The following is a 25,186-nucleotide window of genomic DNA, read 5'->3' as shown; positions in this document are numbered from 1 at the left end:
GGCGGACGTTTCCTAGCTGTCGCTCGCATTAGGCTTGAAGTAAACGATCGAAGCTGGCTTGCGCTTCAAATCGAATTTTCTCCTCATCCATCCAAGTACATTCCCCATTGCGCAATACTTGGCGTCCATCAATCCATACATGCTTTACATCACGGCCAGAACCGGAGTATACAAGATGGGATACAATATCTGTTAACGGGTAAAAATGTGGTTGATCCATATCAATTGCAATAAAGTCAGCTTTCATTCCGACACGCAGGCTGCCAATATCGTTTTGCTGCCATATCGCGCGAGCACCATAGGTCGTCCCCATCTTCAAAGCTTCCATTGCTGGAATTACAGTTGGATCACCCGAAACACCTTTATGGAGTAATGCAGTGAAACGAATTTCCTCAAACAAATCTAAGTTGTTATTGCTCGCTGCGCTGTCAGTACCAAGCGATACGGTGATTCCTGCACGAAGCAAATCTGGAACACGAGCAATTCCGCTAGCAAGCTTTAGATTGCTCACTGGATTATGCGAGACGGAAACCCCTTTTGCTGCCAGCAGCTCAATCTCAGCATCATTTAAATGAACCGCATGAGCCACCAAGGCAGGACGAGTGAAAAACCCATGACGATCTAAATGCTCAACCGGACGCAAGCCGTATTCGCGTACATTTTGCTCTACTTCGGCAATCGTCTCAGACATATGTGTATGAAGCGGCAAATTATAATCATGTGCTGCTTGTACAAATTTCTCAATATAATCCGGCGGACAAGTGTATGGCGCGTGCGGAGAAATCATCGTCGTTATGCGGCCGTCCGCCTTGCCATTCCACTCACGTGCGAATGAAATAGCTTCTGCAAGCTTCGCAGCTTGCACATCTTCCGGACATAAACCAATTACTCCACGAGTCAAGCAGCCACGAATTCCCGATTGCTCAACCATTTGCGCAACCTGTTCCATTCGATCATACATATCAACAAATGCTGTTGTTCCGCTGCGCAGCATTTCGACAATAGCGAGAGCGCTGCCGGCACGCGTATCTTGATCAACATATTTGGCTTCCATCGGCCACATCTTTTGTTCTAACCATACCTGAAGGTTCTGGTCATCCGAATATCCACGGAGCAAGGTCATAGCCGCATGGCCGTGTGTATTGATTAAACCAGGCATGAACGCTAATCGACGGCCATCAACCTTTTGAACATCGCTAGCCAGCTGCTGCGGCGGTTCTGCCCCGATGTATGTAATACGATCATCCGTTACAACCATATGTCCCTGAATAGTTGGCTGAGCATCATCCATCGTTACAAACAATCCGTTTTCAATCCAAATCTGACTCATCTTGTTTATCTCCTTTTCTAACTAAATAATAAGCTAAGCTTAACAATTCCTTCGTGAAGTCGGCATTATGAATACGTATCTCATCGGGCACACGAAGAATAGCTGGAGCGAAATTGAGAATTCCCTCCACACCTGCTTCTACGAACTGATTGGCAACATTTTGCGCTTCTAATGCAGGAACTGAAATAATACCGATACGTATTTTTTGCTCAGCAACCGTCTTCGCAAGCTCACTCATGGGCAGTACATTCAAATTATTAATTTTAGAACCAATTTTACTTGGATGATCGTCAAATACCGCAGTAATTTGCATATTATCCTTGGAGTATTTATTGTAATTACACAATGCGTGCCCCAAGTTGCCCGCACCGACCAAAGCAACTTTGATTGTCTGATCGACCTTTAATATTTGACGAATTTTCTCAATCAAATAAACGACGTCATAACCGATGCCCTTTCGTCCAAACTCTCCGAAATAAGCTAAGTCCTTGCGAATTTGAGCAGGGTTTAAATCAAGCTTGATACCTAACTCCTGCGAGGAGACCGTTTGAATCTCACGCGCAAACATCTCATTTAATACTTGGAGGTAAATGGGAAGTCTTCTTACAACTGCTTCCGATATTTTAGTCTGCTTCATCATTTCTCCTCCTCCACCCTTGATTCAGACAGCCACTCTCTCATTCTCAGTACCATTTGATCGGCATGCATCGTTTCAATTTTAGGACTTGGCAGCGAATATAAGAAGTGCTTTCCATAATACGTATCAATAACCCTTGTATCGTATATGATAACAATTCCTTTGTCTTGCGCAGTTCGAACGAGCCGACCGAAGCCTTGCTTGAAACGAATGACCGCTTGAGGAATCGAAAGCTTCATAAACGGGTTTTGCTTTTGACGTAATAGCATTTCAGCTTTTGCCTCAGCAAGCGGATGGTTTGGAGGCTGAAATGGCAATCGAACAATTGCCAAACAAATCAAGGCCTCGCCTGGAATGTCAACACCTTCCCAGAAGCTGCTCGTTCCAAGCAGCACAGACTCTGGCTGTTGGCGGAATCGTCTCGTCAGCTTAGTGCGATTGCCACTGTCAATCCCTTGTCCAAGCACCTGTATTCCCGACTCATTTAAGTGCTCCTTAAGCGGATCATAAACTTGTTTAAGCATCCGGTAAGAAGTAAAGAGCACTAGCATTCTGCCTCTCGTTTCTTTCGCGGAATCAGCCAATGACTTCACAAGCATCTCTAAATAAGCGGCATCTACTCCAGAACCCTTCAACACCGGAAAATTACGCGGAATAACAACTAACGCTTGCTCTCTGTAATTAAATGGTGATGACAGCTGAACCGTTTTTAACCTGCCCTGCTCCTCATATCCGACCAGCCCTAGCTGCTCTGCCGCATATTGAAAAGACTTCTGCACAGATAATGTAGCTGATGTTAGTACAATGCTTTCCTTTACGTCAAAAAAATACTTTTGCAGCTGTGTGCTTACATCGACTGGAACGCCATACAGCTGCACAGAACGAAACCGATACGCGTGACTTGCCTCGATCCAAAATACAGAATCAGGCTGCTCTAATTTAATAAAGATGCGCAATTCATCTTTAACCCGAGTCAAATCACGAGTTGCGCCGTTTAAATCAGTGATAACAGCTTGAATAGACATATCATCTACGCGCTCTTTAATATCTGTTATCATTTTTTCAACGGTGCGAACGACACGGTTTAGCTCCGTATGTATGTTAGCTTCGACTGAAACAGCATCCTCCCAGCTTGGAGGCAGCTCGCTATTTTTCAAGCGACAAACCGATTGACCGTTATCTGAACCGCCGTCAGAGGTGGTCGAAGTAAAGCTATAGAACATTTCAAACAGCTTATCCCAATGCTCCTTAGCTTCTTGGAAAATGGGAATGACAGTATCGATAGTTTCTATCCATGCTGTGCTGTGATGGTCATCTTCGTTAAGAAGCTTCTGCCGGAGTGCCGGCAGAAGGCCAGAACGGCTATCCTTATACAATCGCAGAACAGCTTGCGTCAGTGAGAAGTAATTGATTTGCATGCCTAGGTGCTTGCCTGCAACCTCCTCGACATGATGAGCCTCGTCAATAACGAGATGAGTATAGGATGGCAGCAGCCTATGATCGGCTTGAATATCTGTGAACAACATCGAATGATTAGTTATACATACATCAGCTATATTAGCTTCATTTTTTGCGCGGTGATAAAAGCATCGTTTGAACCAAGGACATGCACGGTTAAGACACGAATCTGTATCACTTGCAACAGTCGACCAAAACTCCGCGCCCTTATTTCCAAAATTAAGCTCCTCCTGATCTCCCGTTTCCGTCTCGCCCAGCCACACGACCATTTGCGCAGCAGTTACCGTATCTTCAATCGGGGATACAAGATCCTTCGTATTCACTTTTCCTTCAAATTTACGTAAGCATAAATAATTGCCGCGCCCTTTAAATATGGATGCCTTGAATTCAAATGGAAGTATATCGTTTAACAGCGGCAAATCACGCTGCCTAAGCTGCTCCTGCAAATTGATGGTGTGAGTGCTTACGACAACCTTTTTACCATTTTGAACACTGTAATATAATGCAGGAATTAAGTAGCCTAGTGATTTACCAGTACCGGTACCCGCTTCAATAAGGAGATGCTTATTGCTATTAAGAGCGCTATAAACTTCTTGGAACATCTCCGCTTGTGCTTCACGTTCTTCATAATCTTCGAATTTTTCCTCAAAACGCTTCCTAACGTCGGCCAAATAACTGTCAAATGAAACATCAGTCAGCGGCTCAGGATCGTTGCTCCCTGCTCTAGGCGGCTGTTCATCCGTCCATTCCGATGCTTTTAATGCAAATTGGTTAAAATAATCATACTCATTCGATTCGAAGACGTTGCGAATCTCCATTTGCTGCTGCGTATGCTTGATGAACCAGCTCAAATCGCTGTCATCGTCAACTAACGCGGATAGCCGCTGCAAAGTAAGCAGCGGCATATTGCGAAGCTTTTTGACCGTTTCGATAAGCAATAATGCAGTTGCCATTGCATCGCTGTCTGCTCGGTGATGCTGATCATGCGATATGCCGAACAGCTCGGAGACAGCTCCAAGCTGGTACGTATTAATAGTTGGATATAAAATGCGAAGCAGCTCAATCGTATCCAGCTTGCGGCCAACAAAGGAATGATAACCGCTGCGGTGGAGCGCTTGATTAAGAAAACCCGCATCGAAACCGACATTATGAGCGACGAGCACAGTATCCTCCAGAAGCGGAATTAGCTTAACGAGTACTTCATCAAGCTCAGGCGCATCTGCCACAAGAGTCTCATCTATGCCCGTCAATTGTGTAATGAATGCCGGTATTTGGATTTTAGGTCGAACAAAGGAGTTAAACGTATTGATGATTTCAAGCTCATCCGAAACGATGACCAGCCCAACCTGCAAAATGTCATCCTCTGAGCTATGTCCCGTCGTTTCCAAGTCCAATACTGCAAATTTCATTTGTTCCCCGATCCTCTCACAAACAGCACAACTCCGTGCTCCCGAAATATAACGATAATTGCTTGGGTGTTTCTTGACATGACTTCAAATTATTAAGTGGCCCGGTAAAGCTTGGACAAGTGTTATGAGCCTTCATGAATAATTGCTCCGCCTGTGCCAAGTTCATATGCACCGCTTGAATGCACCCTAGCGCATTATATCCCATTGCAAGCCATTTAGGAAAGTCCGTTAACACGATGAGCAGCTGAAAATGGCGCTGTGCTTCATTCCAATTTTGCAAATGCATATGCGTCATTCCTAAGAAAAGTCTCGCTAAATTACATTCCGGCGATTGAGCGATTGCAGCTTGAAAATGTGAAGCAGCTTCTGAAAACATAAATAACTTATAATAGCCTTGACCTTTGGAAATAATGGAAGCCACTTCATTTGGTATTTCAAGATCAGCTGCATTGCAAGTCGCAACAGCAGAAACTGGCAGCAAAGCTTTGTCAGCTTTACCTTCAGTTGTTTCAGACACCGTCTCTAATGAAGCAGCAATACTGGACTCCATATCGATCTGCTGCTCCTTGAAGTCGGTAAACTTATCCTCAAACTTCAGCCATTGCTCGACAAAATCATCACTTACCTTTTTGAGCTCGTTCATTTGTTTGATGAATTGTTGTTTTTCTTGCTCGCTTGCGCCTTCATACTGCTTGATGATTTGATCAAGCATTTCGTTCATGGACGTAAACATATGCTGGAACATACCGCATCCCGCCTTCGCCAAAGAATTAAGGAGTGTTATGTTCATTTTTTGTTTTAAAGCAGCTTTTCATTCAGCATTCCAGCTGTTACATAACTCAGAGAATGATGATGATATCTTATTCTACAAAATGGTTGCGTGAAGTTCTTCCGTCAGCATCTGCAGCGGTTGATTTTTCTCATCCAAAATAGTAATGAGCGGCTTATGCTCCCTTGCTTCTGTCTCCGTCATCATCGCGTAGGAAATAATAATGACTTGATCGCCAGGCTGTACTTGCCTTGCAGCCGCACCATTTAGACAGATAACGCCTGACCCGCGTTTGCCGGTAATAACATACGTTTCAAAGCGCGCGCCATTATTATTATTAACGATTTGCACCTTTTCATTTTCCCATATGTTAGCCGCGTCCATCAAATCTTCATCTATTGTAATACTACCTACATAATTCAAGTTCGCTTCTGTTACGGTTGCCCGGTGCAGCTTCGACTTCATCATCGTTCTGAACATGCTCTTCCACCTCCATAGAATTCAATAAACAGTTATCAATTAATCGTGTAGCTCCAAATTTGACAGCCAAAGCGAGAAGCAATGGCTTCTTAACCGATTTCAACAACGCTGTTGGCTCTGGAGCATCCAGCCTTGGATAATGGAGGAGCTCCACATAATCGATAAAAGCAATGCTTGCTTCTGAGATTTTCTGCTTCACATTAGCAATCAGCAGCTCTACAGTCATCTCAGAATCGTTCATCCATTCACCCGTCATATGCAGCGACTTCGACAGTACAACGGCTTGTTGCCGCTGCTCAGCGCTTAAAAATACGTTTCTAGAGCTTAACGCCAGACCATCAGGCTCGCGAATGATGGGACAAGGAACAATTTCGATCGGAAAATTCAGATCATTCACCATCTGCTGGATAACAGCAATTTGCTGAGCATCCTTCATTCCAAAATAAGCGCGATCCGGCTGAACGAGATGGAACAGCTTGCTAACTACAATACCAACACCGTCAAAATGTCCTGGACGAGACGCTCCGCACAGCTTATTTGTAATTTGATTCACGATAACAGATGTCAAAGGCTTTTCTGGATACATTTCCTCTACAGAAGGGATAAATACAAGATCAACTTTGCATTCCTCTGCAATAGCTAAATCGCGTTCTTCATTGCGAGGATAACGATCTAAATCCTCATTCGGTCCAAATTGAAGCGGATTGACAAAAATACTAAGTATAGTCACATCATCTTCCGCTTTCGATTTTCGGAGCAAGCTTGCATGCCCTTCGTGCAAATATCCCATAGTCGGTACAAATCCGACTCGCTGACCATTACGACGAAGCTCAGTTAGATTCAACTTCAGTTCTGCTTTCGTGCGGCAAATAATCACTTTAGCTGAACCCCCTTATCTGAATGCTTGCTATTCTCTTGCTCCTTATTAGCTTCAAGCTGAGCTTGTTCTTTGCCGCCATAAAGAGTAGTAACCGATTCGGATTGAGCACCGAATACATGCTCTTCAGCTGGAAAAGCGCCTGTTTTTACATCATCCACATAAGAATGAATCGCATTTCTAATCGTAGATCCAATGTCGGCATACGTCTTCACCATTTTTTTCTCAAAATACGGGGAAGCATACTGAAGAATATCGTGATAAACTAGAACCTGCCCATCACAACCTCGGCCAGCCCCAATACCAATAGTCGGTACAGATATGGCTTCGCTTATTGCTCTAGCAAGTGGTTCGGTTACCAATTCCAGCACTATGCTGAACGCTCCCGCTTCTTCTAAAGCTTTCGCATCTTTGATTAGCTGCTCAGCTTCCTTGTCCAGCTTGCCTTGAACCTTATAACCACCGAGTTGATGCACCGATTGTGGAATAAGTCCGATATGTCCCATCACGGGAATTCCCGCTTTGACGAGCGCTGCTACGTCAGCTGCTATATCAACACCGCCCTCAAGCTTCACAGCATGAGCTCCGCCTTCCTGCATTATCTTGGCCGCATTGCGAAGTGTAGACTCCCGTCCTATACCATAAGTCATAAACGGCATATCAGCGACTATGAATGTTTGATTAGCCCCTCTAGCCACTGCTCTTGTATGATAAATAATATCGTCGATTGTTACAGGAATGGTCGTATCATAACCAAGCACGACATTCCCTAACGAGTCTCCGACAAGAATAACGTCAATTCCAGCCTCTTCTGCAAGCTTCGCAGATGGATAATCATAAGCTGTTAATACGGAAATCGCATTGCGTTCCTGCTTCATTTTTTTCATATTCGTAATCGTCAGTCGTTTCCTCACCAGCTTCATCTCCATTCCATATTAGGATAAACACAAAAAAACCTTTTAGCCGTTGCTAAGAAGGTCCCCAAACTGAAAAGGAAACGATTGCTTGCTGTGCTTCCTTCTGTCTCGGTCCCTACGGCTCAGAGCAGAGTGTGCATTTCCAATCATTAGTGTAATCATGTATTGCAGCAGTGCAGCTTCCTTGGAATTGGAATACCGCCTGTCACAACTATTTTAACAAATTTATGTCGATCCGTAAACGGATCAAGACTCTTGGATTGGTTCACCCATCTCCGCAGAAAATATCGACTTAATCGTTCCGTCTGCAAGCTCTAGTCGTATCGCGCCACTTTCATCCAGACCTATCGGAACACCAATTATTTCTCCTTGAGGCGTATTGAGGCGCGCCGGCTTGCCAAGCGATACCGATAAGGCTTCCCATAGTGTAATAATCGGGCTGAAGCCCTGCTCTTCATATAAAAAATAGAGCTGCTCCCACTCTTGAAGAAAATCAGCTATCACTTCATGCCGATTCAGCTTTTGACCGCCGCCAGCAATGCGAAGAGAAGTTGCTTTCTGAAGTAGCTCCTCCGTGTAATCATTCTCATCCAAATTAACGCTTATGCCAATTCCAGCGATTACATAACGCAGTCGTTCATCCTCTGCAGCTGACTCAAGTAAAATGCCGCTAATCTTTTTCCCGTCAATCAGCAAATCATTAGGCCATTTAATGCCTACAGACAAACCCGTCATTCTTCTCAAACTTCGACATAGGGCAACAGCAGTAAGTAAAGTAAGCTGCGGCGCAAAATGTATCGGAACTGTAGGTCTAAGCACCATGCTCATCCATATGCCTTTGCCGCGCGGAGAAATCCAACCACGCCCCATACGGCCTCGTCCACTCACCTGCTGCTCCGCAATAATTAGCGTCCCTTCTGCAGCTCCGGCTTCCGCCGCGTTACGAGCAATATTTTGTGTAGTATCCACAGAATCATATAATACGAGCTCTTTGCCAAAAATTTTAGATTGAAGTAAACCGTTTAATTGCTCTGCGTTCAGCTTGTCCGGAACACTTAGCAGTCGATAACCGAGTCGTCTTGATGCCTCAAATTGATATCCTTCCGCCTCGAGCTTGCGAATTTTCTTCCAAATTGCCGTTCTGCTTACATTCAGCTCTTGACTCATCTTCTCGCCTGAAACGTATTCGCCTGGATGAAGCTTGAACAATTGCAGCAATGGTTCATAATTCATTATCAAATAACCTCTTTATCCCATAGTACTGCTTGTTTCAGCAGATTCATTTGTTCGTTCTGTATTTCACCTACAGCGACAGAAAGCAGCAGTCTATTAAGCAGCTCGCTAACCCAAGGCCCTGCTGGACGCTCCAAATGCAGCGCAAGCTGTTTACCGTTCACATCAAGGTGCTTAAGTGTCGTAATAGAAAGTGATGTCATCCAGCTCTCAAGTCGCATTATTACGGATTGTTGGATATTCTCATTTGATGTTGTAATAACGCTTGCTACCTCTAGCCATTCGGCTGCCGAACGTTTGCCATAACGGATAATTATTGCTGTCCAGCTTTTTCGAAGCTGCTCCTCGTCCAACTGTTCGACCGCAATTAACATTTCCTTTTGAATTGCTATTATTGACGTTATCGATTTAAATCGAAGGTTAGAAAAGCGCAATAACCGCAGCATATGTTGAGCATTTTCCAATGATAGGCTAGCAACAATTCCAATCGCTGCCCATCGAAGGTCGATGTCATTTAATAGATGCAGTCTGGAAAAAAGCATATTCCAATTATCATGTTGAGTTTGTGGATCATGCGGATCATGCGAATCAAATCTACGAAGCAAATTATCCACTTCAGTTGGCAACGGCTCCTTCAAACACAAGAGCAGACCGCTTGCAGAGACATAACGCAGCGCTCTCTGCGGCGAGCTTCCCGTCAGCATTTTATCCAGCTCCGCATGCACACGTTCCAATGCTATGTACTTCATAAGTGATCGATGGCGAAGCAAAGCTCGCCAGGTTTCATGAGCAGGTTCGAAACCATAAACAGCAATAAACCGCACAGCCCGCAGCATACGTAGAGCATCCTCTTGAAACCTCGCGTCGGCATCTCCAACACATCTTATTTTTCGTTTTTGGATATCAAGCAAACCGTTATATGGATCATGCAATTCTCCTGAATCCGAAAGCGCCATTGCATTGATAGTAAAATCTCGTCGCAGCAAATCACCGTCTAAATTGGTTATATACTGCACACTTTCTGGCTTGCGGAAACCTTCATAATCCGACTCTTCCCTGAAAGTCGTTACCTCATAGGTTATGTTATTTTGAAGCACCGTAATTGTCCCGTGCTGTAGACCAGTAGGAATACATCGTTCAAACAGCTCCAGAACTTGCTTTGGACGAGCAGAGGTGGCGATGTCTACATCCTTGATAGATAAGCCTAGAACGGTGTCACGCACCGCACCTCCAACAAATACCGCTTCAAATTGATGTTCACGCAAACGTTGAACGATAGGCAAAGCAGTTACTAACGCTTCCGGCAACGAAAGCCGCATATGTACACCGTCCTCCGAAGCACCGATACCTGTTATTCAGAACATACCGCTATCGGCAGATCTGCCTGAATGCCAAGCGTGCGATAATAAATTTGTTCATATTGCGTTGTAATCACATCATTGCAAAATTCATTTCTGGCCCTAAAAATACATGCTTTTATAAATTGCTCATGCAGCTGGGGATCTTTTAGAAGGCGTAATGCATTGCCAGCCATGCCCTCAACATCTCCAATAGGCGATAAGTATCCCGTCTCGCCATGTGTAATTAACTCAGGAATACCTCCGGCATTGGACCCGATTGTCGGCACTCCGCATGCCATTGCTTCTAGGGCAACGAGTCCGAAGCTTTCCTTCTCAGAAGGCAGCAGAAGTAAGTCAGCTAGTGAAATAATTTGTGCGACATCCTCTTGCTTCCCTAAAAAATGTACTCGCTCTTCTAAGCCCAGCTGGCGTATTTTATATTGAATTTTGGAAAGCTCCGGCCCTTCTCCTACGAGCAGCAGCTTGGAAGGCACTTCTTTGGACACACGGTGAAAAATATCTATAACGTCACCTACCCGCTTAACCGGACGAAAATTTGAGATATGCATCAAAATCTTCTCTTCCGGCTTCGCATAATCAGCTCTTAAGGAAGCTGATTCACGCGGGTAATATACACGCTTGTCTACAAAATTATAGGTCAAATCGATTGGAGTCATAATGTCGAGAAGTTGTCTCGTTTCATTTATCAAATCTTGAGAGACAGCAGTCACCGCGTCACTTTGATGAATAGCTAAGCGAATAAGATCCTTTAACGATTCATCCTGTGCAAGCACAGTAATATCAGTTCCGTGCAATGTTGTAATCGTCTTAAGACCGTCTCCGACCATCTGCTTAGCCAGATAAGCACAAACCGCATGAGGCACCGCGTAATGGACGTGGAGCAGATCAAGCTGCTGCATTTTTGCAACCTGCGCCATTTTGCTTGCTAGTGATAAATCGTACGGCGGAAAGCGGAACACATAATAATCATTTACTTCCACTTCATGAAAAAATATGTTTTTGTGAAAATGACCTAATCGGAATGGAATACTGTGTGTAATAAAATGAATTTCATGGCCTCGTTCGGCCAGTAATTTTCCCAGCTCAGTAGCAACGACGCCCGATCCACCTAATGTAGGATAACAGGTTATCCCGATCTTCAATTTTCTCGCCATTGTTGACACACCTCCTGTGTTAGCCACGTATATCTATTGTATTCGACAAGAGCTGTACATTTTGCCAAAACTTTTAATAAACAATTGAAATATTAAATATTCGATAAACGGAGTAAGCTGCGTCTTATACTTTCTTACTATTAAAAATTGAAAGGCGGTCGTTGTCAACGACTGCCTCCTATTGTATGTTGTTAAAATAAATTTACAGGGAGCGGACGCTTCAAAGCAAAACCTTCGGCATACGCATAGCCGTGAGCTTGTCCAAGCAGACCGTCACGCGCTTCAACACGCTCTACATAACGATTCGTTAACGGTGTTTCTACGCGATCTGCTCCAGCAACTGTAGAATCGAATTGAGAACGGTATGCCATTAGAGCGTCTCTCTTGCTGTTATAATAATCGCTAACATTGACAACGAGAGATACTTGTTCCATATCGTTAATATAATAATAAATAAGCTGCTCCACTTGAACTGCTGGCAGCTCAGGCATGTAACGACGTAATTTCGCGTTAAATACAGCTTCTTCTATAAGCCTGCTGCACTGAACATGATCTGGATGCCTGTCGACCCAATAAGGAGCAAATACAACGCGCGGCTTGCAGCGTCGAATTTCCGCTACAATTCGTTCGATTTGTTTACTTGTAGGTTCTAAACCTCGATCTGGAAGCGCAAGATTGGTGCGAGCACTTAAACCTAATATTTTCGACGCGTGTTCAGCTTCCTGTTTTCGCAGCTCCACCGTGCCGTTCGAGGACATTTCAGCTTCTGTTAGATCACAGACACCTACACGATATCCAGCTTGTACATGTTTGGCAATCGTACCTCCCATTCCGATTTCCGCATCATCGGCATGTGCACCAAATATGAGAATATCGAGGGATTCACTCATTCTTCTATACCTGGTTTATATTTATGAACAAGCTCGCGCCAAGCGAAATCACCGCGCTCCAAAGATTTTACAAGCAGCTCGGCAGATGCTACATTCGTCGCTACAGGTATCCCTTGTACGTCGCAAAGTCTCAGCAACGCAGAGATATCCGGCTCATGCGGCTGCGCCATTAATGGATCGCGCAGGAAGATAATGAGGTCCATTTCATTTTGAGCTACCATCGCACCGATCTGTTGGTCGCCTCCGAGCGGACCCGACATGTAACGATGGATGGACAAGCTAGTCTGCTCCATTATGCGAGAGCCCGTTGTACCTGTGGAAAATAAATGATGAGGCGTAAATACTTTCTCGTATGCTATAACAAAATTAACCATTTCATCTTTCTTCCGATCATGAGCTATAAATGCGATGTTCAACATTATGTTATCCTCCTCAGCTGCTTAGAAAAACTAATCCATAATATGTTCGAAGCCGTAAATTAAGCCGCTATAAGTCATAACCTTTTTCACTGCAACGTTAACGCCTGGCATATAACCCGCGCGATCATAAGAGTCATGACGAATTTTAAGCGATTGCCCGTAACCGCCAAATACAACCTCTTGCTGGGCAAAAACACCTGGAAGTCGAACGCTATGTATACGGAATCCATTATAATAAGCTCCGCGAGCGCCTTCTATTGTTTCTTCCTCTTTTGGATTGCCTTGGCGAAGCTCCTGACGAGCCTGAGAAATAAGCTCCGCAGTCTTAATTGAAGTTCCTGATGGCGCATCAAGCTTCTGGTCGCCATGGTATTCAATAATCTCGACATGCGGCAAATATTTGGAAGCCTCTGCAGCAAACTTCATCATTAGAATAGCGCCAATTGAAAAGTTAGGAGCGATTAGCCCTCCAATCCCTTGCTGCATGCAAAGCTCGTCCAGCTCCTCAATCTGTTCAGGAGTAAATCCGGTTGTACCGATTACCGGGCGTACACCATGCATAATTGACGCTTTCGTATTGCTATAAGCCGCTTGCGGAACTGTGAAATCAACCAATACATCCGCTGCCGAATGACTTAGAGCTTCATCAAGCGTAGCACTCACGATTACACCTGTATTTGCTTTACCGGCAAGCAGGCCGGCATCGATTGGGCCGGCTGAAGGAACTACCGCAGCCACAAGCTGCAGCGCTTCATCCTCCAGCACCATTTTCACGACCTCGCGTCCCATTCTTCCGCCTGCGCCTGTTACTGCCACCCTTATTTTTTGTTCCGTCATGTTGATCACCTATTCCTTTTTCGTTTTCGTTCCGTTAATCGATTGTTCAGCACGCGGCGCTTTCTATTGACATCGGCGAAGAGAGTGCGAGCCGCCGAATGAGCTGGATCAAGTCGGACTGCTTCCCTCGCGTTAATGACAGCTTCATCTAACCGATCAAGAGTAGCATACACTAAAGCAAGCGTATAAAAGGCTTGAAAGCTCAGCGGATCAAGCACTGTCGCTTGCTGCAATCGTTCTGCAGCCTCCTCCAGCCTTGGCGGTGATTTCGATAACAGCAAATCAGCTTCCGCAAGCAGCAGCCAAGCATCAATGGTTTGCAGATGATACTTGTATTCCATTTGTTCCGGATCCAGTCTCATCGCTTCATCCGCATAGCTTTTTGCTTTTGTCCACTTACCGCTTCGTGCGCAAGACACCGCACATATATGATAATAAGACGCATTTTCGGGCTCCGCAGCAATAGCTTGCTCGAACCAGTATATCGCTTGCTCAAAATCGCTGTTAAAGATGAATTCGTAGGCCTTCTTCATATAGCTCTCCCCGTTCATCCGCCCATCCTCCTTGTACACAGGTTGATGGTACAGCATATGTAGGGTGCTTGTTTACAGTTCGGTCATTTTCTTTGTCCACCGATTGGCATCACGAGTTGTAAATTTATGCATGACCTTATTATGCGCTTCCGTAAGATCAATATTAAGTGAATTGGCAAAGCAAGAAAGAATAAATAAAATATCACCAAGCTCCATCTCTACGGAATTTTCCGCTTCGTCAGCCTTCTTAGGCTTTTCACCATAAAAATGGTTGACTTCCCTTGCCAGCTCTCCAACTTCCTCAGACATTCTCGCCATTAGAGCAAGCGGGCTGAAGTAGCCTTCTTTAAATTGAGAAATATAATCATCCACTTCTCGTTGAATATCCGATAACGTTTTTTGCGACATCGATACAAATCCTTTCCGACAGGTAGCTATACATTCCTATGTTAACGTAAACTCCCATTTAAAATCAATGTTTTTCGAATGCTGTATTTATGACATACTACTACTGAACAATTGCATTCATTGCAGCCTCAATATTCATTTGATGATGGATTTGTAAATAAACGATAAGGAGTGGTGTCCAAATGACAAGGATTATTCAACAAATACGCATTCTAATTCCCATATTAATTGGAACAGCTATCTACGCGTTTGGACTACATTATTTTGTGCTGCCCAATCAATTAATGGAAGGCGGAGTTACTGGTATAGCTGTATTGCTTAATTACGCTGCTGGATGGCCTTTGTCTATTTCTACTCTAGTATTGAATATCCCCTTATTTATATTGGGCTGGAAAGTTCTTGGCGGAGGACAAATGCTGTATACACTAATTGGAATTGTATCGTTATCCGGTTTTCTTGCAATATTGGAGCAGCTTATAAGCCATGAGTGGTTAATTCCATTTCAAAGCTCTAATGATTATATGTTAGTCGCGTTATACGCGGGCGTTTCACTAGGTACAGGGCTTGGTCTTGTTTTTCGGTTTGGAGGCACAACGGGAGGAATAGACATTGTCGCTCGCATTATAACCCGTTGGAAGGGAATGAGCATGGGACAGATTATTCTTGCTTTCGACGTTATTATTATTGGTTTATCCTTCATTTATATTCCAATAGACAAAATCCTATATACGCTTGTTACAGTCTTCGTTGCATCTAAGCTAATTGACTTCATCCAAGACGGCGCGTACACGGCCAAATCCTTCTCCATTATTTCCGAGCACGGAGGTGAAATCGCTAAGAGAGTTACATTAGAGCTGGACCGAGGAGTCACACTTATACCAGCCAAGGGCGCTTTCTCCGGACAACAAAAAGAGGTCGTCTATTGCGTCGTCCAACGGCAAGAAATTCACCGATTAAAAACGATCGTTCGCAATGTCGACCCCCGTGCATTCATCGTAATTAATGAAGTGCATGACGTACTTGGAGAAGGCTTCAAGGAGGAATAGATTAAAGAAGAGGCTTCACTCCATAAGGCTCTCGCTTATATTTGCGCCAGCCCGAGAAAGCCAAGACAGCCGAAATAATGGCTCCTAAAAATAATGACCAGCTAAGTGGATTAGCTGCTGTTACAGGTGATATGACCGGCATTACTTCCGCTCGACCGCTCTCATCAAACAATCGAATGATCGCAGCTTTAAGAGCGATAAGAGATTTATCGACCAAATCACTATTTACCCCATTTGCTTGTAATGGGTCGAGCAGCTGATTTGTATAACGAATCCGTTCCATTACTTCAGCTTCATGAGAAGACCCATAGATAAGCGCTATTGCCGGCTCGATTCGCTGAGCATGCTCATTTAACGCATTCATTGTCGCCAATGCGGCTGCCGCACCATTACCGGCCTGACGCTTCCAAGACCGCTCTACACGTGATAAGTCATCAAGCATCACACTCTCATATTGCAGCCATAGCGCATGCTCTGAACGAATCAGCGCGTCTGTAGCAAGACGTACCCGAGCAGCTTGCATTAACCAGCTTGAACTTGTAGTCCTATTTGTCAACGCTTGCTCGATCTCCAACGCGTCCTGTTCTATCGCTCTCCATCCCTCTATTTTTCCTGCCCTGTATTTCAAATCACCTTCCACTAATCGCAGCAGTTGTTGTACATGGATGTATCCGGCCTGCCTATTATTCGTATAGGCTGATTCGTACAATGCGTTTGCCGTTTCATCCAGATACAAAAGCTGTTTATACTTGCTTCCCAATATTGCGGAATTATAGCCCCCTGCAACTGCCGAACCTCCCCATACTGAACCGGCAGAACCGATCAACATGACGATACATATGACGAATGGAAATATAAAACGTACCTTCATGGACATCCCCCCATAGACCACTCTATGAGGGGATGTCCAATGTTATTCCTTCTTTCTAAACATCCAGACTAACATTGCTGCGGCAAAGCTGCAAATGGATAACCCAAACGTAAAAGCGCGTACTGCAGACAAATCATCATACAGCTCATCTGCTAGGTACGGAAAAATCAAATACTTATAGTCAATCGTATCATTTAGCAATAACCAACCAGTCGCAACTGCCAGCGAAGCAATACCTGCTTTCATAAATCGGAAGTACAAAAGAGCTTCGAATGCCATGCCAAGATGCGATGCGATAAGCATATAATGTTCCCATTGCCATTCAGCGCCTTGCCATCCGCCTGCAACGATCATCGATACAGCCCAAATTCCATATTTAACTGAGCATACAACTGCTAACGCTTCAATAAGGCTTCTACCTAAGGACATAAAACGTGAAGGCTTTTGTGGGGGAAATAGCAAATATAGCAGCGCTAACGTAAAAAACAAGCTTGCTGTAGGTGAATCCGGCACAAAAATAACTTGCCATAGGGGTTGCGTATTTAAAGTCTCTATGAGTTGATGCTCATACCATATGTACCCATAAATCGTACCTGCTAAATTCACAAGAAAAAGCAGCCACAAAAATGAACGGTTTAATAAAAAAGCGCGGCTCCAAAAAACGGCGAGCATTAGGAATCACTTCTCCTTTAGTAATGATCAAGCTAAAACAGCTGGCACTGTCCTCAGGCGATATAAGCTCGTCTCGCGGTAAAATAGAGGAAAGAGTATCGCTCAATTTCAAAATTAGTGCTTGATGACATAAAACCCTATGCAGACGGTGCAGGGCATCTGTTACCATCATTCTTTTTCAACGCATGTAAAAGGATAGATAGGCGATTACAATGGATATTGTACATTCAAACAGCTTATACTTTCATGTTTCATTGTGTTTAAATGGAAACGATACAATCAAATAAGTAGTTTGAATCTCTTTATCTGCGTAACAGGCGATTAGCTTGTATGAAATACAATCTGAGACCAATATAACGTTTTTGAAGTGGGGTTGATTGTATGAAATACAGTCAAATACGACTACACAAAAGAATAGTAAGTACATTAAAGTACAATTGTGCAGAGTAGATTAGGCTGATCACACTTTCTGTCAAACGCTTATTTTTAGGTTGGGTCTAGAGTATAGCGTGAAACATATACTCCCCTACATTTTCAAAAAAAACCTGACCGCATAATACGATCAGGTTTTTTATCATTTCGACGACTTATTCAGTCGCAGCTTTTTGTTTGGACAACCATGTTGCCAGTTGATCAATTTGATCCGGTTTTAGGTTAGATCCCTGAGGTGGCATGTTCCCGCGACCATTTGTAATCACGTCTGCGATCTCTTCCTTAGTAAGGCGATCACCAACACCGACTAAACTAGGAAAGCTCGCTTGCCCTTTCAAATCATTAGCATGACAGCTAACGCAACCTACTTGCTTAGCGATATCCATTGCTGGATCATTAGGATCAACAAGTGACGCTGCAGCTTTACCAGGTTGCTCAGGTTTTGGACGTTCCTTACCCGCTTCAGCAGCAGCACGAGCTTTCTCTTCACGCTCATGATGCTCTGGAATTTGTCCGTTGATTTCCAATTGGTGCTGATAGTGATCCCATGACACTACTGTCAAGTATACACAAGCAACCAAAGTTAGAATCATCAATGAAGATGCAATTGGACGACGGTAGAAACGACGTTCCTTACCTGTATCAAGGAATGGAGCAAGCATCAGTCCTCCGAACAAAACTCCCGGAATACCGAGTGTACCAAGTAAAATGTAATCTTGCGATACGTATGGATATTTCAAAAATTGATACAAAAACAAGAAGTACCAGTCCGGCATAGGAATAAATGCCGCATTTGTTGGATCAGCAGGATAACCAAGCGGTGCTGGCTCTGCAATAACCCAAACTAGAAAACCAACTAGTACAACGCAACCGACCATCCATTCCTTTAGAAGGAAGTTTGGAATAAACGCTTCCGATTTACCCGGAAATGACGTATAATCCGGCGGAATGTTCGGATGGTTGTTTTTCTTAACACGAGAGTCGCCAACGTAGACAACCTTCTCGTTCGAATTATGACCATGCGCCATAAGTAGCCCTCCCTTCGCTTAAAGTGGTCCCGAAATACCTTGTTTCCGAATCATGATAAAGTGCGCTGCCAACATCGCGATCAAAGCGCCAGGCAAGAAGAACACGTGGATCGCAAAGAAACGAGTGAGCGTTTGCGCTCCTACGATATCGCCACCGTATAGGAATGAAGCGATATAGGGTCCGAGTACCGGTACTGATTCAGCAATTTGGACACCAACTTTAGTTGCGTAGTAAGCTTTATTATCCCAAGGGAGCAAGTAGCCAGTGAAACCAAGGCCTAACATGATGAAGAAAATCAGCATTCCGACTACCCAGTTCATTTCACGCGGCGCTTTGTAAGAACCGGTAAAGAATACTCGTAGGGTATGTAAAAACATCATAACGATAACTAAGCTTGCCCCAAAGTGGTGCATTCCTCGAACGATTTGTCCGAAAGCAACTTCGTGCTGCAAGTAGTCTACGCTCGCATAAGCGTTAATAATGTCCGGTACATAGTACATCGTTAAGAACATACCGGATAAAATTTGAATAACCGTTATGAAAAACGTCAAGCCGCCGAAACAATACACGAAAGCGGAAAAGTGATGCGCGGGGTTTACGTGCTCGGGTACTTCATGATCCGCAACATCTCTCCACAGCGGCGTAATGTCAAGACGTTCGTCGATCCAGTTGTAAACACTTTTAAACATCTGCAATACGCCCTCCTTATTTCGTTCTTGTATTCGGCATTACCGGACCCAAGTATACGAATCCGTTTTCACGCTTTACTTCATACTCATCCAATGGGGCCGGGGAAACCGCAAGGTTCTTCCCGTCTTTCGTGTAGCGTGCATCATGGCAAGGACAATCATACTCATTCTTGCCTTTCGTGTTCCAACCGATCGTACAGCCCAAATGCTTACATATCGGTGAAAGCGCAAAAATATTTCCGTTTGCATCCTTGGAGATCCAAGCCGCAAGCTCTGGATCACTTACGTACCATCCATCTTTTTGATGAATTTTAAACTTAAATTCTTGCGGTTCGTTCGTAATCTTGCTTTCTTCCACAACTTTTACATAAACGCCTTCGCCCTTCTTAACGAGGAGCGGATCCACTGCAAAGCGAACCATAGGCAATACCGCGCCACCCATCATAAATGCAGTCGTGCCACCAAGCGTATATGACAAAAATTGACGCCGGGACATTTCCTTGCGCTGAACCGGTCGATGCGCGGTCTCGTGTTGTTCATGGTTACTCATCTTCTGTTCTAACCCCCTTTGCCAACCATATCTCGCGTCTTGCCGCACGGCAAAAACACATGACGAACTAGGACATAACTTATAATAGCCTAGGTGCTTATGAGCGTCAAGAATATGGCTGTACATTTGCTCACATATCAAAATACCGTTCTATAATTTGTTATTATTTTGTCACATTTGACCTTGTCTGGCATTTGTTTTTCCCAAAAACTAATCATATTATACGACATTAGGGGCAAAATCATGTAACTTGCCCACTCCACATTTCACGAATCGCATTGGATAGATCTGATTGAAGAGGTAGCGAACCTTCCTCATTAGGTAGAAAAGTTAAATCGATGGCTGGACTTGCTAGTTGAAGCTTATTATTAGCAGTAATAACGATAAGATAGCGGAAGCCCGATTTTTTAATCGCTGTGCACCATTCGTTTAATACCTCTTCGAAGAGAATGCTCTCCGATATGTAATGACAAGCAGGATAAGTAACGACTCTTCCCTTGAATGGTATTTCTATTAAATCCATCATATCTCTTAATTGCTCTAAGCATTTTGTAGCCTCATGCGGTTGCTCGTGCCCAGTCATTCCTGTTACCGGCAGCAAGCATGTATCCAAATACGGACTAAGCTCCTCCCATTGCTCTTCTGATATTTCGCTAAACTTCATCCCAATATCCCACTCCTTAAGCTGAAAAACCATATCATTTTACACTATGTTACATCCATTTCGTTCAATTGCCAATTACATTCGCGCAAAAAAAAGCCTCCCCGAACTTGGATTGGGCACTATTTGCCCTCACCGATTAAGGAAGCTCCTTGATTTATGGCTTCAGATAAACCTATCCAACCCATTTATTTTTTTAAATCATTTAACTGTTTCGCAAGTCGGTAAAACGTATCCTCATCACCTGCGGCCAGCGCTTTATCTATTGCTGTGTAAATTTGCTTAGTTTGAAACTTGAGAACCGCGTCATCTAGCACTAATTCTGCGGCCAAACCGAGCATCGCTTCATACGTTACTTTCATATTGTCCATAGGATACACCTCCATACCGGCGTTAAGAGATCCTATATTCTATACCTTTCGTCACATAGCTCTCCATCGTCTTTCTCATTCGCTGTAGATCGTCATCTGTTAATTCTCTTACGACTTTGGCGGGTGAACCGATAGATAGAGTATAGGGTGGTATTTTTTTGTTCTCAGTAACAATCGAACCGGCTCCTATTAAAGCATATTCACCAACCTCTGCGCCGTTAAGTACGATTGCCCCCATTCCAATTAATGTGCCTCTGCCTACCATGCAACCATGAATGATAGCTCCATGGCCTACGGATACTTCTTCTTCTAAAATTAAAGGCTGATTCGTATTCAAATGGCCGATGACGCCATCCTGAATATTACAGCTATGTCCGATTTGAATAGGTGCTAAGTCTCCGCGCAATACAGAATTAAACCAAACGGTGCTTTGCCTCGCAATCGACACATCGCCTATTATTTTAGCGCCTTGCGCAATATATACTTCCGAGTGTACAGACGGCATAATTCCTTTGTATGGTAATAACAACTCTCATCCACTCCTTTCTCCGTCCTTCTCACTGCTTGCTTGAGTGGAGAAATTTTACCAATACAATTGTCGAATGTCAACGCAAGCTGATTGGGGTATTACCTTCCAAGCTTAAGCCTGCTACGATTACCTTGCCTGCCTTCGTCATACGTACGACAGCGCCATAAAGCGGGTGCTCTCCTAATCGCAATAACCCTAGATGAACCATCATAGTTATAATTCTCTGCTCCAATAGCGTGTTGGCATCATCGTAATAATAAGGCTTAATGAACGGCACGAGCACGGCTCTAAGCGACTCAACCGTAACCCATTGTTCTGATAAAGCGCTCATCCAATGCACAAGCGACAGCAAATGAGTAACCGGTCCTTTGTACAGCCTTAACCAAAACCGATAAATTTCCTCCGTCTCGCCGGCTGGCCGCTTAACCATTCGTTCTTCGCCTGCCGCAGTAACCGTCAGCATCGCATGATTCTCGCTAATATACTTCGCGTAATAACAATAATCGTAGATGAATGAGAAGCGGTTCGGGTAATGATTGAAATGTCGGCCATATCCAAAGCGCCATTCCCCTTTCGATGGCAGCACCTCTTGCACACCGAATTGCTCCAGCATTTGCAGCATAAATCGTTTATACATAGAACCGTCTGCCGTCAGTTGTACTTCATTTTGATACACATATCGCAGCATATTCGTTATATCTTCCTGAAGCAGCAGCTGTTCGTCACGATAAATAGGCGGCTCATCTGTATATTGGAGCTCTGCGGCAAATCTTCTTGCGAGCGTATCGCGGAAACGTGCTTTCAAGTCATTCGGCACCTGGAACAAATACCGATTCGCACCGCTAAAGCCGTTAAACAGCCAGCCCTGATGTTTAAACTTAACAATCATTTCTCTCGGACTAAGCAATTTATTTTCATCTTCTGTTTGTTTCTTTGACTTCTTCTTTTTTTTAGGCGTTTCCGTCTCTACTTTCACAATCTCATTACCAAATCTGCTTTGCTGCACCCTTGCAATTAAATCCTCCAGACTGAAAGAGTCGCGTGATTCGAACAATAGGGAGTTTAGAAAACGTAAATCCTCCAGCTGCATACTGCTTATTTGTGCTTCAAAAACATCATTTCGACTTACGGTTGAGAGAATGGATTGAATCAAATCGTTTTTGGAATGCCCATTGCACTCACATCTATAAACGTCTGCAATTCTGCTAAGCTGTTGTATATCCGCGTAACCTAGCATATCCGATAAATTCATAACTCTCTCCTTTCTGCATAGCCCGAAGAATAGATCCAGGGGTCCAGCTACGTAAGTATGCTGTGCAATAAATAAGCGTTAGTTACTACCATTATGGGAAATTTTCTTTTTTTTATAACAGCCAACAGCAACAATCATATAAAAAAATAAAAAAGAGACCCTCCGCATAATAATGGAGCAGGTCTCTCATAAACATTTATTTAAATATAAAGCAGCAGAAGTCAGATGCAGCTGTTTACGCTTTGTTATTTAAATGAATCGTACAATTATGCAATTTCGGATGCCACTTGCCCTCACTAAGCTCAACTATGGAGTAAGATACGTTCGAGAGATGCTGGTCCTCTAGCTCCGAACATAGCTCTGACAGCAGCGCAGCAAGAAAACCGCCATGTGAAACAACTAACAAATTTCGATCAGGCTGCTCACTACTCCACTCATTAATTGCGCTCAAGCCTCGTGCAATCACATCTGCTTGCGGCTCTATTCCTTCAGCTGTTGATCGCCAGTCGTCACCCCAGCGTTCGCGACGTTCCTTCTCAGTCGTCCCCTCCACCTCGCCGAAGTAAAGCTCCCTAAGTCGCTTGTCGCCTTCTAACAGAGGAATTTGAAGCCTCTCTGCTATAAGCTGGGCCGTTCCGTAGGCTCGTTTGAGATCACTAGCTACTACAGCATCCCAAACTTTATCCTCACTGCTCAGTCGTTCAGCTAATGCGGTAGCTTGACTAACACCAACTGCATTCAGTGGTATATCCGTTTGTCCTTGAATTTTTCCCTTAGCATTCCAATCCGTATTTCCATGACGCACTAAACCAATTAACAAAGCAGCATCTTCTCCTTTCATACTAAAAACAAAAAGCTCCCATGGGAGCTTAATCGAGGCAGCATCGTTAGCTTCGAGTTCTAGAAATCCAATTCAATATAAGCAGTGTTACTATTATACCAAGTAATGATAATGCAACATAGTATTGAGGGAAAGCAGGTACTAATTTTAGGACGAAAGGATCACTTATACTTGCAACTGGAATTTCTGAATAAAAGCCTGCTTTTACGACCAAGCCGTCTCCAGACGCATTTGCAGTATCCATTATACCGCTAAGCTCTGCAATTTGAGCATGCGAGGCGGATTCCTGATTATCGAACACAAATACAAAGAATGCACAAACAAACATAGCCATACAAGCAGCAACAATAAGCGCAAAATTACGACGAAATGATTTAGAGAAATGATAGCTTTTCTGAGGCACTGGCATAAGCCAAGATTGCTCCGCATAAATGCGCTCCATGACGTTGCGATTAACATGTTCTGTCGGGCCAATGATTGCATCATCTTCTGAAAGAAAACGAATCAAATCATCGCTCTCTTCCCAAATCCGAAATTGCTCCGCACAGGACTCACATTCTAATATGTGACGATCAATCGCTTGCCGCTCTTTATCATGTTCATCTAAATCCCAATATTCAGCGAATTTATCTTGCATATCGTTGCAGCTCATCTTGTATTCATCCCTTCGAATTCTTCAATCATCGGCGATTGTCCGAAATAAGGCTCCAGCTGCGTCTTGACGCTTGCTCTCGCTCGGAATAGCAATGATTTTACTGAACTGACCGTTTGCCCTAAAATGCTAGCAATCTCTTGGTAGTCGAGCTGATCATATTCTCGAAGAATAAGTGCCGAGCGTTGCTTCTCAGGCAAATTATTTATAGCTTCGCGAACCATTGCCATTCTTTCATTTCGCAGTACATGCTGCTCTGGCACAGCATCCAACGCTGCTATAGGCTCAAAGCCCGACTCATCTATAGATACATGTGTCGACTTTTGCTTTCGAAGCTCGCTAAGCACGGTATTACGCGCAATTGTATATAACCATGTTGAGAAAGAAGCATCCATTTCACGGAACGAATGAAGACTGCGGTATGCTTTGTAAAAAGTTTCAGAGCATAAATCCTCAGCCAGCAGTTCCAACTTCGCACTCTTCAGCATGTGATAGATGAAAGCTAAAATTTTTCGTTGATAGCGCCGCATAAGATCAGAGTACAGCTCGACATTGCCATCCTTAATTTCACGTATTAATTGGGAATCAGTCATGACAGGCGAGCCTCCTCCACCTGTGGATTATCCCCGGGCCGCTTGTTACATTGTACCGACCCGAGAACGAAAAGTTGCGGTCATAATCATAAAAAATTCAAAAAATACGAGTATACATACAATTCGAGTCTCGTCCTCAAATTCCTGCTTGTTTCGACAAAAAGGATTTTATGTAAAATAATAGTAATAAAAGTCACGCCTAGTTGTGGCTAATCATATCCTAATCGATTTTAATCGATCAAAATCTAAAATTGCAGTTAATCTTTTCTCATCAAATAAAAGATGA

28 protein-coding genes are annotated in these 25,186 nt (G+C 43.8%); 1 reads left to right on the top strand and 27 read right to left on the bottom strand.

Annotated features, from left to right (window positions below):
• Positions 1-28: 28 nt before the first annotated feature.
• From AC0YN7_RS14080 to AC0YN7_RS14010, 15 genes are all read right to left on the bottom strand, one after another.
• Complete coding sequence (locus AC0YN7_RS14080) at positions 29-1,330, bottom strand: amidohydrolase (protein ID WP_475810635.1); 1,302 nt, start codon at positions 1,328-1,330, stop codon at positions 29-31.
• Positions 1,311-1,967: a redox-sensing transcriptional repressor Rex gene (locus tag AC0YN7_RS14075; RefSeq protein WP_475810714.1), complete on the bottom strand. Its 657-nt coding sequence runs from the start codon at positions 1,965-1,967 to the stop codon at positions 1,311-1,313. The genes AC0YN7_RS14080 and AC0YN7_RS14075 overlap by 20 nt, the downstream gene beginning before the upstream one ends.
• Positions 1,967-4,846 (bottom strand): ATP-dependent DNA helicase DinG, encoded by a 2,880-nt coding sequence (gene dinG, locus AC0YN7_RS14070; protein WP_475810713.1) that lies wholly within the window; start codon positions 4,844-4,846, stop codon positions 1,967-1,969. The genes AC0YN7_RS14075 and dinG overlap by 1 nt, the downstream gene beginning before the upstream one ends.
• A 4-nt stretch (positions 4,847-4,850) precedes the next feature.
• On the bottom strand, positions 4,851-5,579 hold the full coding sequence (locus AC0YN7_RS14065) for a tetratricopeptide repeat protein (RefSeq protein WP_475810634.1): 729 nt from the start codon (positions 5,577-5,579) through the stop codon (positions 4,851-4,853).
• Between the two features lie 120 nt (positions 5,580-5,699).
• Positions 5,700-6,083, bottom strand: a complete 384-nt coding sequence (gene panD / locus AC0YN7_RS14060) for an aspartate 1-decarboxylase (RefSeq protein ID WP_475810633.1) — start codon at positions 6,081-6,083, stop codon at positions 5,700-5,702.
• Positions 6,010-6,960 carry a pantoate--beta-alanine ligase gene (panC, locus tag AC0YN7_RS14055; protein WP_475810632.1) on the bottom strand — a complete coding sequence of 317 codons (951 nt, stop codon included), beginning with the start codon at positions 6,958-6,960 and terminating at the stop codon, positions 6,010-6,012. The genes panD and panC overlap by 74 nt, the downstream gene beginning before the upstream one ends.
• A complete protein-coding gene (panB, locus tag AC0YN7_RS14050; RefSeq protein ID WP_475810631.1) occupies positions 6,957-7,883 on the bottom strand; it encodes a 3-methyl-2-oxobutanoate hydroxymethyltransferase in 927 nt (308 codons plus the stop codon). The genes panC and panB overlap by 4 nt, the downstream gene beginning before the upstream one ends.
• 240 nt (positions 7,884-8,123) lie before the next feature.
• Positions 8,124-9,110 (bottom strand): biotin--[acetyl-CoA-carboxylase] ligase, encoded by a 987-nt coding sequence (locus tag AC0YN7_RS14045; RefSeq protein ID WP_475810630.1) that lies wholly within the window; start codon positions 9,108-9,110, stop codon positions 8,124-8,126.
• A 2-nt stretch (positions 9,111-9,112) separates the two neighbouring features.
• Positions 9,113-10,429, bottom strand: coding sequence for a CCA tRNA nucleotidyltransferase (locus AC0YN7_RS14040; protein WP_475810629.1), 1,317 nt, complete (start codon positions 10,427-10,429; stop codon positions 9,113-9,115).
• A 32-nt stretch (positions 10,430-10,461) separates the two neighbouring features.
• Complete coding sequence (gene bshA / locus AC0YN7_RS14035; protein ID WP_475810628.1) at positions 10,462-11,625, bottom strand: N-acetyl-alpha-D-glucosaminyl L-malate synthase BshA; 1,164 nt, start codon at positions 11,623-11,625, stop codon at positions 10,462-10,464.
• A 191-nt stretch (positions 11,626-11,816) separates the two neighbouring features.
• On the bottom strand, positions 11,817-12,515 hold the full coding sequence (bshB1, locus tag AC0YN7_RS14030) for a bacillithiol biosynthesis deacetylase BshB1 (protein WP_475810627.1): 699 nt from the start codon (positions 12,513-12,515) through the stop codon (positions 11,817-11,819).
• The gene (locus tag AC0YN7_RS14025) at positions 12,512-12,934 is read right to left on the bottom strand and encodes a methylglyoxal synthase (protein ID WP_475810626.1); all 423 of its coding nucleotides are present in this window, start codon (positions 12,932-12,934) and stop codon (positions 12,512-12,514) included. Before AC0YN7_RS14025 ends, bshB1 begins: the two co-directional genes overlap by 4 nt.
• 30 nt (positions 12,935-12,964) lie before the next feature.
• Complete coding sequence (dapB, locus tag AC0YN7_RS14020) at positions 12,965-13,771, bottom strand: 4-hydroxy-tetrahydrodipicolinate reductase (protein ID WP_475810625.1); 807 nt, start codon at positions 13,769-13,771, stop codon at positions 12,965-12,967.
• A 5-nt stretch (positions 13,772-13,776) separates the two neighbouring features.
• Positions 13,777-14,322, bottom strand: a complete 546-nt coding sequence (locus AC0YN7_RS14015) for a tetratricopeptide repeat protein (RefSeq protein ID WP_475810624.1) — start codon at positions 14,320-14,322, stop codon at positions 13,777-13,779.
• Between the two features lie 54 nt (positions 14,323-14,376).
• Complete coding sequence (locus AC0YN7_RS14010) at positions 14,377-14,712, bottom strand: nucleotide pyrophosphohydrolase (RefSeq protein ID WP_475810623.1); 336 nt, start codon at positions 14,710-14,712, stop codon at positions 14,377-14,379.
• A 182-nt stretch (positions 14,713-14,894) separates the two neighbouring features.
• Between AC0YN7_RS14010 and AC0YN7_RS14005 the strand changes: the two genes are divergently transcribed.
• On the top strand, positions 14,895-15,758 hold the full coding sequence (locus tag AC0YN7_RS14005) for a YitT family protein (protein WP_475810622.1): 864 nt from the start codon (positions 14,895-14,897) through the stop codon (positions 15,756-15,758).
• A gap of 1 nt (position 15,759) precedes the next feature.
• Here AC0YN7_RS14005 and AC0YN7_RS14000 read toward each other — a convergent pair whose 3' ends face one another.
• The 12 genes from AC0YN7_RS14000 to AC0YN7_RS13945 all read right to left on the bottom strand — a co-directional run bounded on the left by AC0YN7_RS14000 (position 15,760) and on the right by AC0YN7_RS13945 (position 24,900).
• Positions 15,760-16,629 carry a sporulation protein YpjB gene (locus AC0YN7_RS14000; RefSeq protein ID WP_475810621.1) on the bottom strand — a complete coding sequence of 290 codons (870 nt, stop codon included), beginning with the start codon at positions 16,627-16,629 and terminating at the stop codon, positions 15,760-15,762.
• A 42-nt stretch (positions 16,630-16,671) separates the two neighbouring features.
• Positions 16,672-17,301 (bottom strand): DUF1405 domain-containing protein, encoded by a 630-nt coding sequence (locus tag AC0YN7_RS13995; RefSeq protein WP_475810620.1) that lies wholly within the window; start codon positions 17,299-17,301, stop codon positions 16,672-16,674.
• Positions 17,302-17,888: 587 nt separating this feature from the next.
• A complete protein-coding gene (locus AC0YN7_RS13990; protein ID WP_475810619.1) occupies positions 17,889-18,761 on the bottom strand; it encodes a c-type cytochrome in 873 nt (290 codons plus the stop codon).
• A gap of 18 nt (positions 18,762-18,779) precedes the next feature.
• Positions 18,780-19,451, bottom strand: a complete 672-nt coding sequence (gene qcrB / locus AC0YN7_RS13985; RefSeq protein ID WP_475810618.1) for a menaquinol-cytochrome c reductase cytochrome b subunit — start codon at positions 19,449-19,451, stop codon at positions 18,780-18,782.
• A 16-nt stretch (positions 19,452-19,467) separates the two neighbouring features.
• The gene (locus AC0YN7_RS13980) at positions 19,468-20,001 is read right to left on the bottom strand and encodes a Rieske (2Fe-2S) protein (RefSeq protein WP_475810617.1); all 534 of its coding nucleotides are present in this window, start codon (positions 19,999-20,001) and stop codon (positions 19,468-19,470) included.
• 241 nt (positions 20,002-20,242) lie between these two features.
• The gene (locus AC0YN7_RS13975) at positions 20,243-20,665 is read right to left on the bottom strand and encodes a DUF2487 family protein (protein WP_475810616.1); all 423 of its coding nucleotides are present in this window, start codon (positions 20,663-20,665) and stop codon (positions 20,243-20,245) included.
• 185 nt (positions 20,666-20,850) lie between these two features.
• Positions 20,851-21,033 (bottom strand): IDEAL domain-containing protein, encoded by a 183-nt coding sequence (locus tag AC0YN7_RS13970; RefSeq protein WP_475810615.1) that lies wholly within the window; start codon positions 21,031-21,033, stop codon positions 20,851-20,853.
• A 22-nt stretch (positions 21,034-21,055) separates the two neighbouring features.
• Positions 21,056-21,538 (bottom strand): gamma carbonic anhydrase family protein, encoded by a 483-nt coding sequence (locus AC0YN7_RS13965; RefSeq protein ID WP_475810712.1) that lies wholly within the window; start codon positions 21,536-21,538, stop codon positions 21,056-21,058.
• 100 nt (positions 21,539-21,638) lie between these two features.
• Positions 21,639-22,814 carry a hypothetical protein gene (locus tag AC0YN7_RS13960; RefSeq protein ID WP_475810614.1) on the bottom strand — a complete coding sequence of 392 codons (1,176 nt, stop codon included), beginning with the start codon at positions 22,812-22,814 and terminating at the stop codon, positions 21,639-21,641.
• 235 nt (positions 22,815-23,049) lie between these two features.
• Positions 23,050-23,655, bottom strand: coding sequence for a histidine phosphatase family protein (locus tag AC0YN7_RS13955; RefSeq protein WP_475810613.1), 606 nt, complete (start codon positions 23,653-23,655; stop codon positions 23,050-23,052).
• 46 nt (positions 23,656-23,701) lie between these two features.
• A complete protein-coding gene (locus AC0YN7_RS13950; protein WP_475810612.1) occupies positions 23,702-24,307 on the bottom strand; it encodes an anti-sigma factor family protein in 606 nt (201 codons plus the stop codon).
• The gene (locus tag AC0YN7_RS13945; protein ID WP_475810611.1) at positions 24,304-24,900 is read right to left on the bottom strand and encodes an RNA polymerase sigma factor; all 597 of its coding nucleotides are present in this window, start codon (positions 24,898-24,900) and stop codon (positions 24,304-24,306) included. The genes AC0YN7_RS13950 and AC0YN7_RS13945 overlap by 4 nt, the downstream gene beginning before the upstream one ends.
• Positions 24,901-25,186 lie beyond the last annotated feature (286 nt).

It is taken from the genome of Paenibacillus sp. J31R122 (assembly GCF_056269185.1).
The sequence above is the reverse complement of the archived record's forward strand: the minus strand, read 5'-3'. Positions and strand labels throughout refer to the sequence as shown.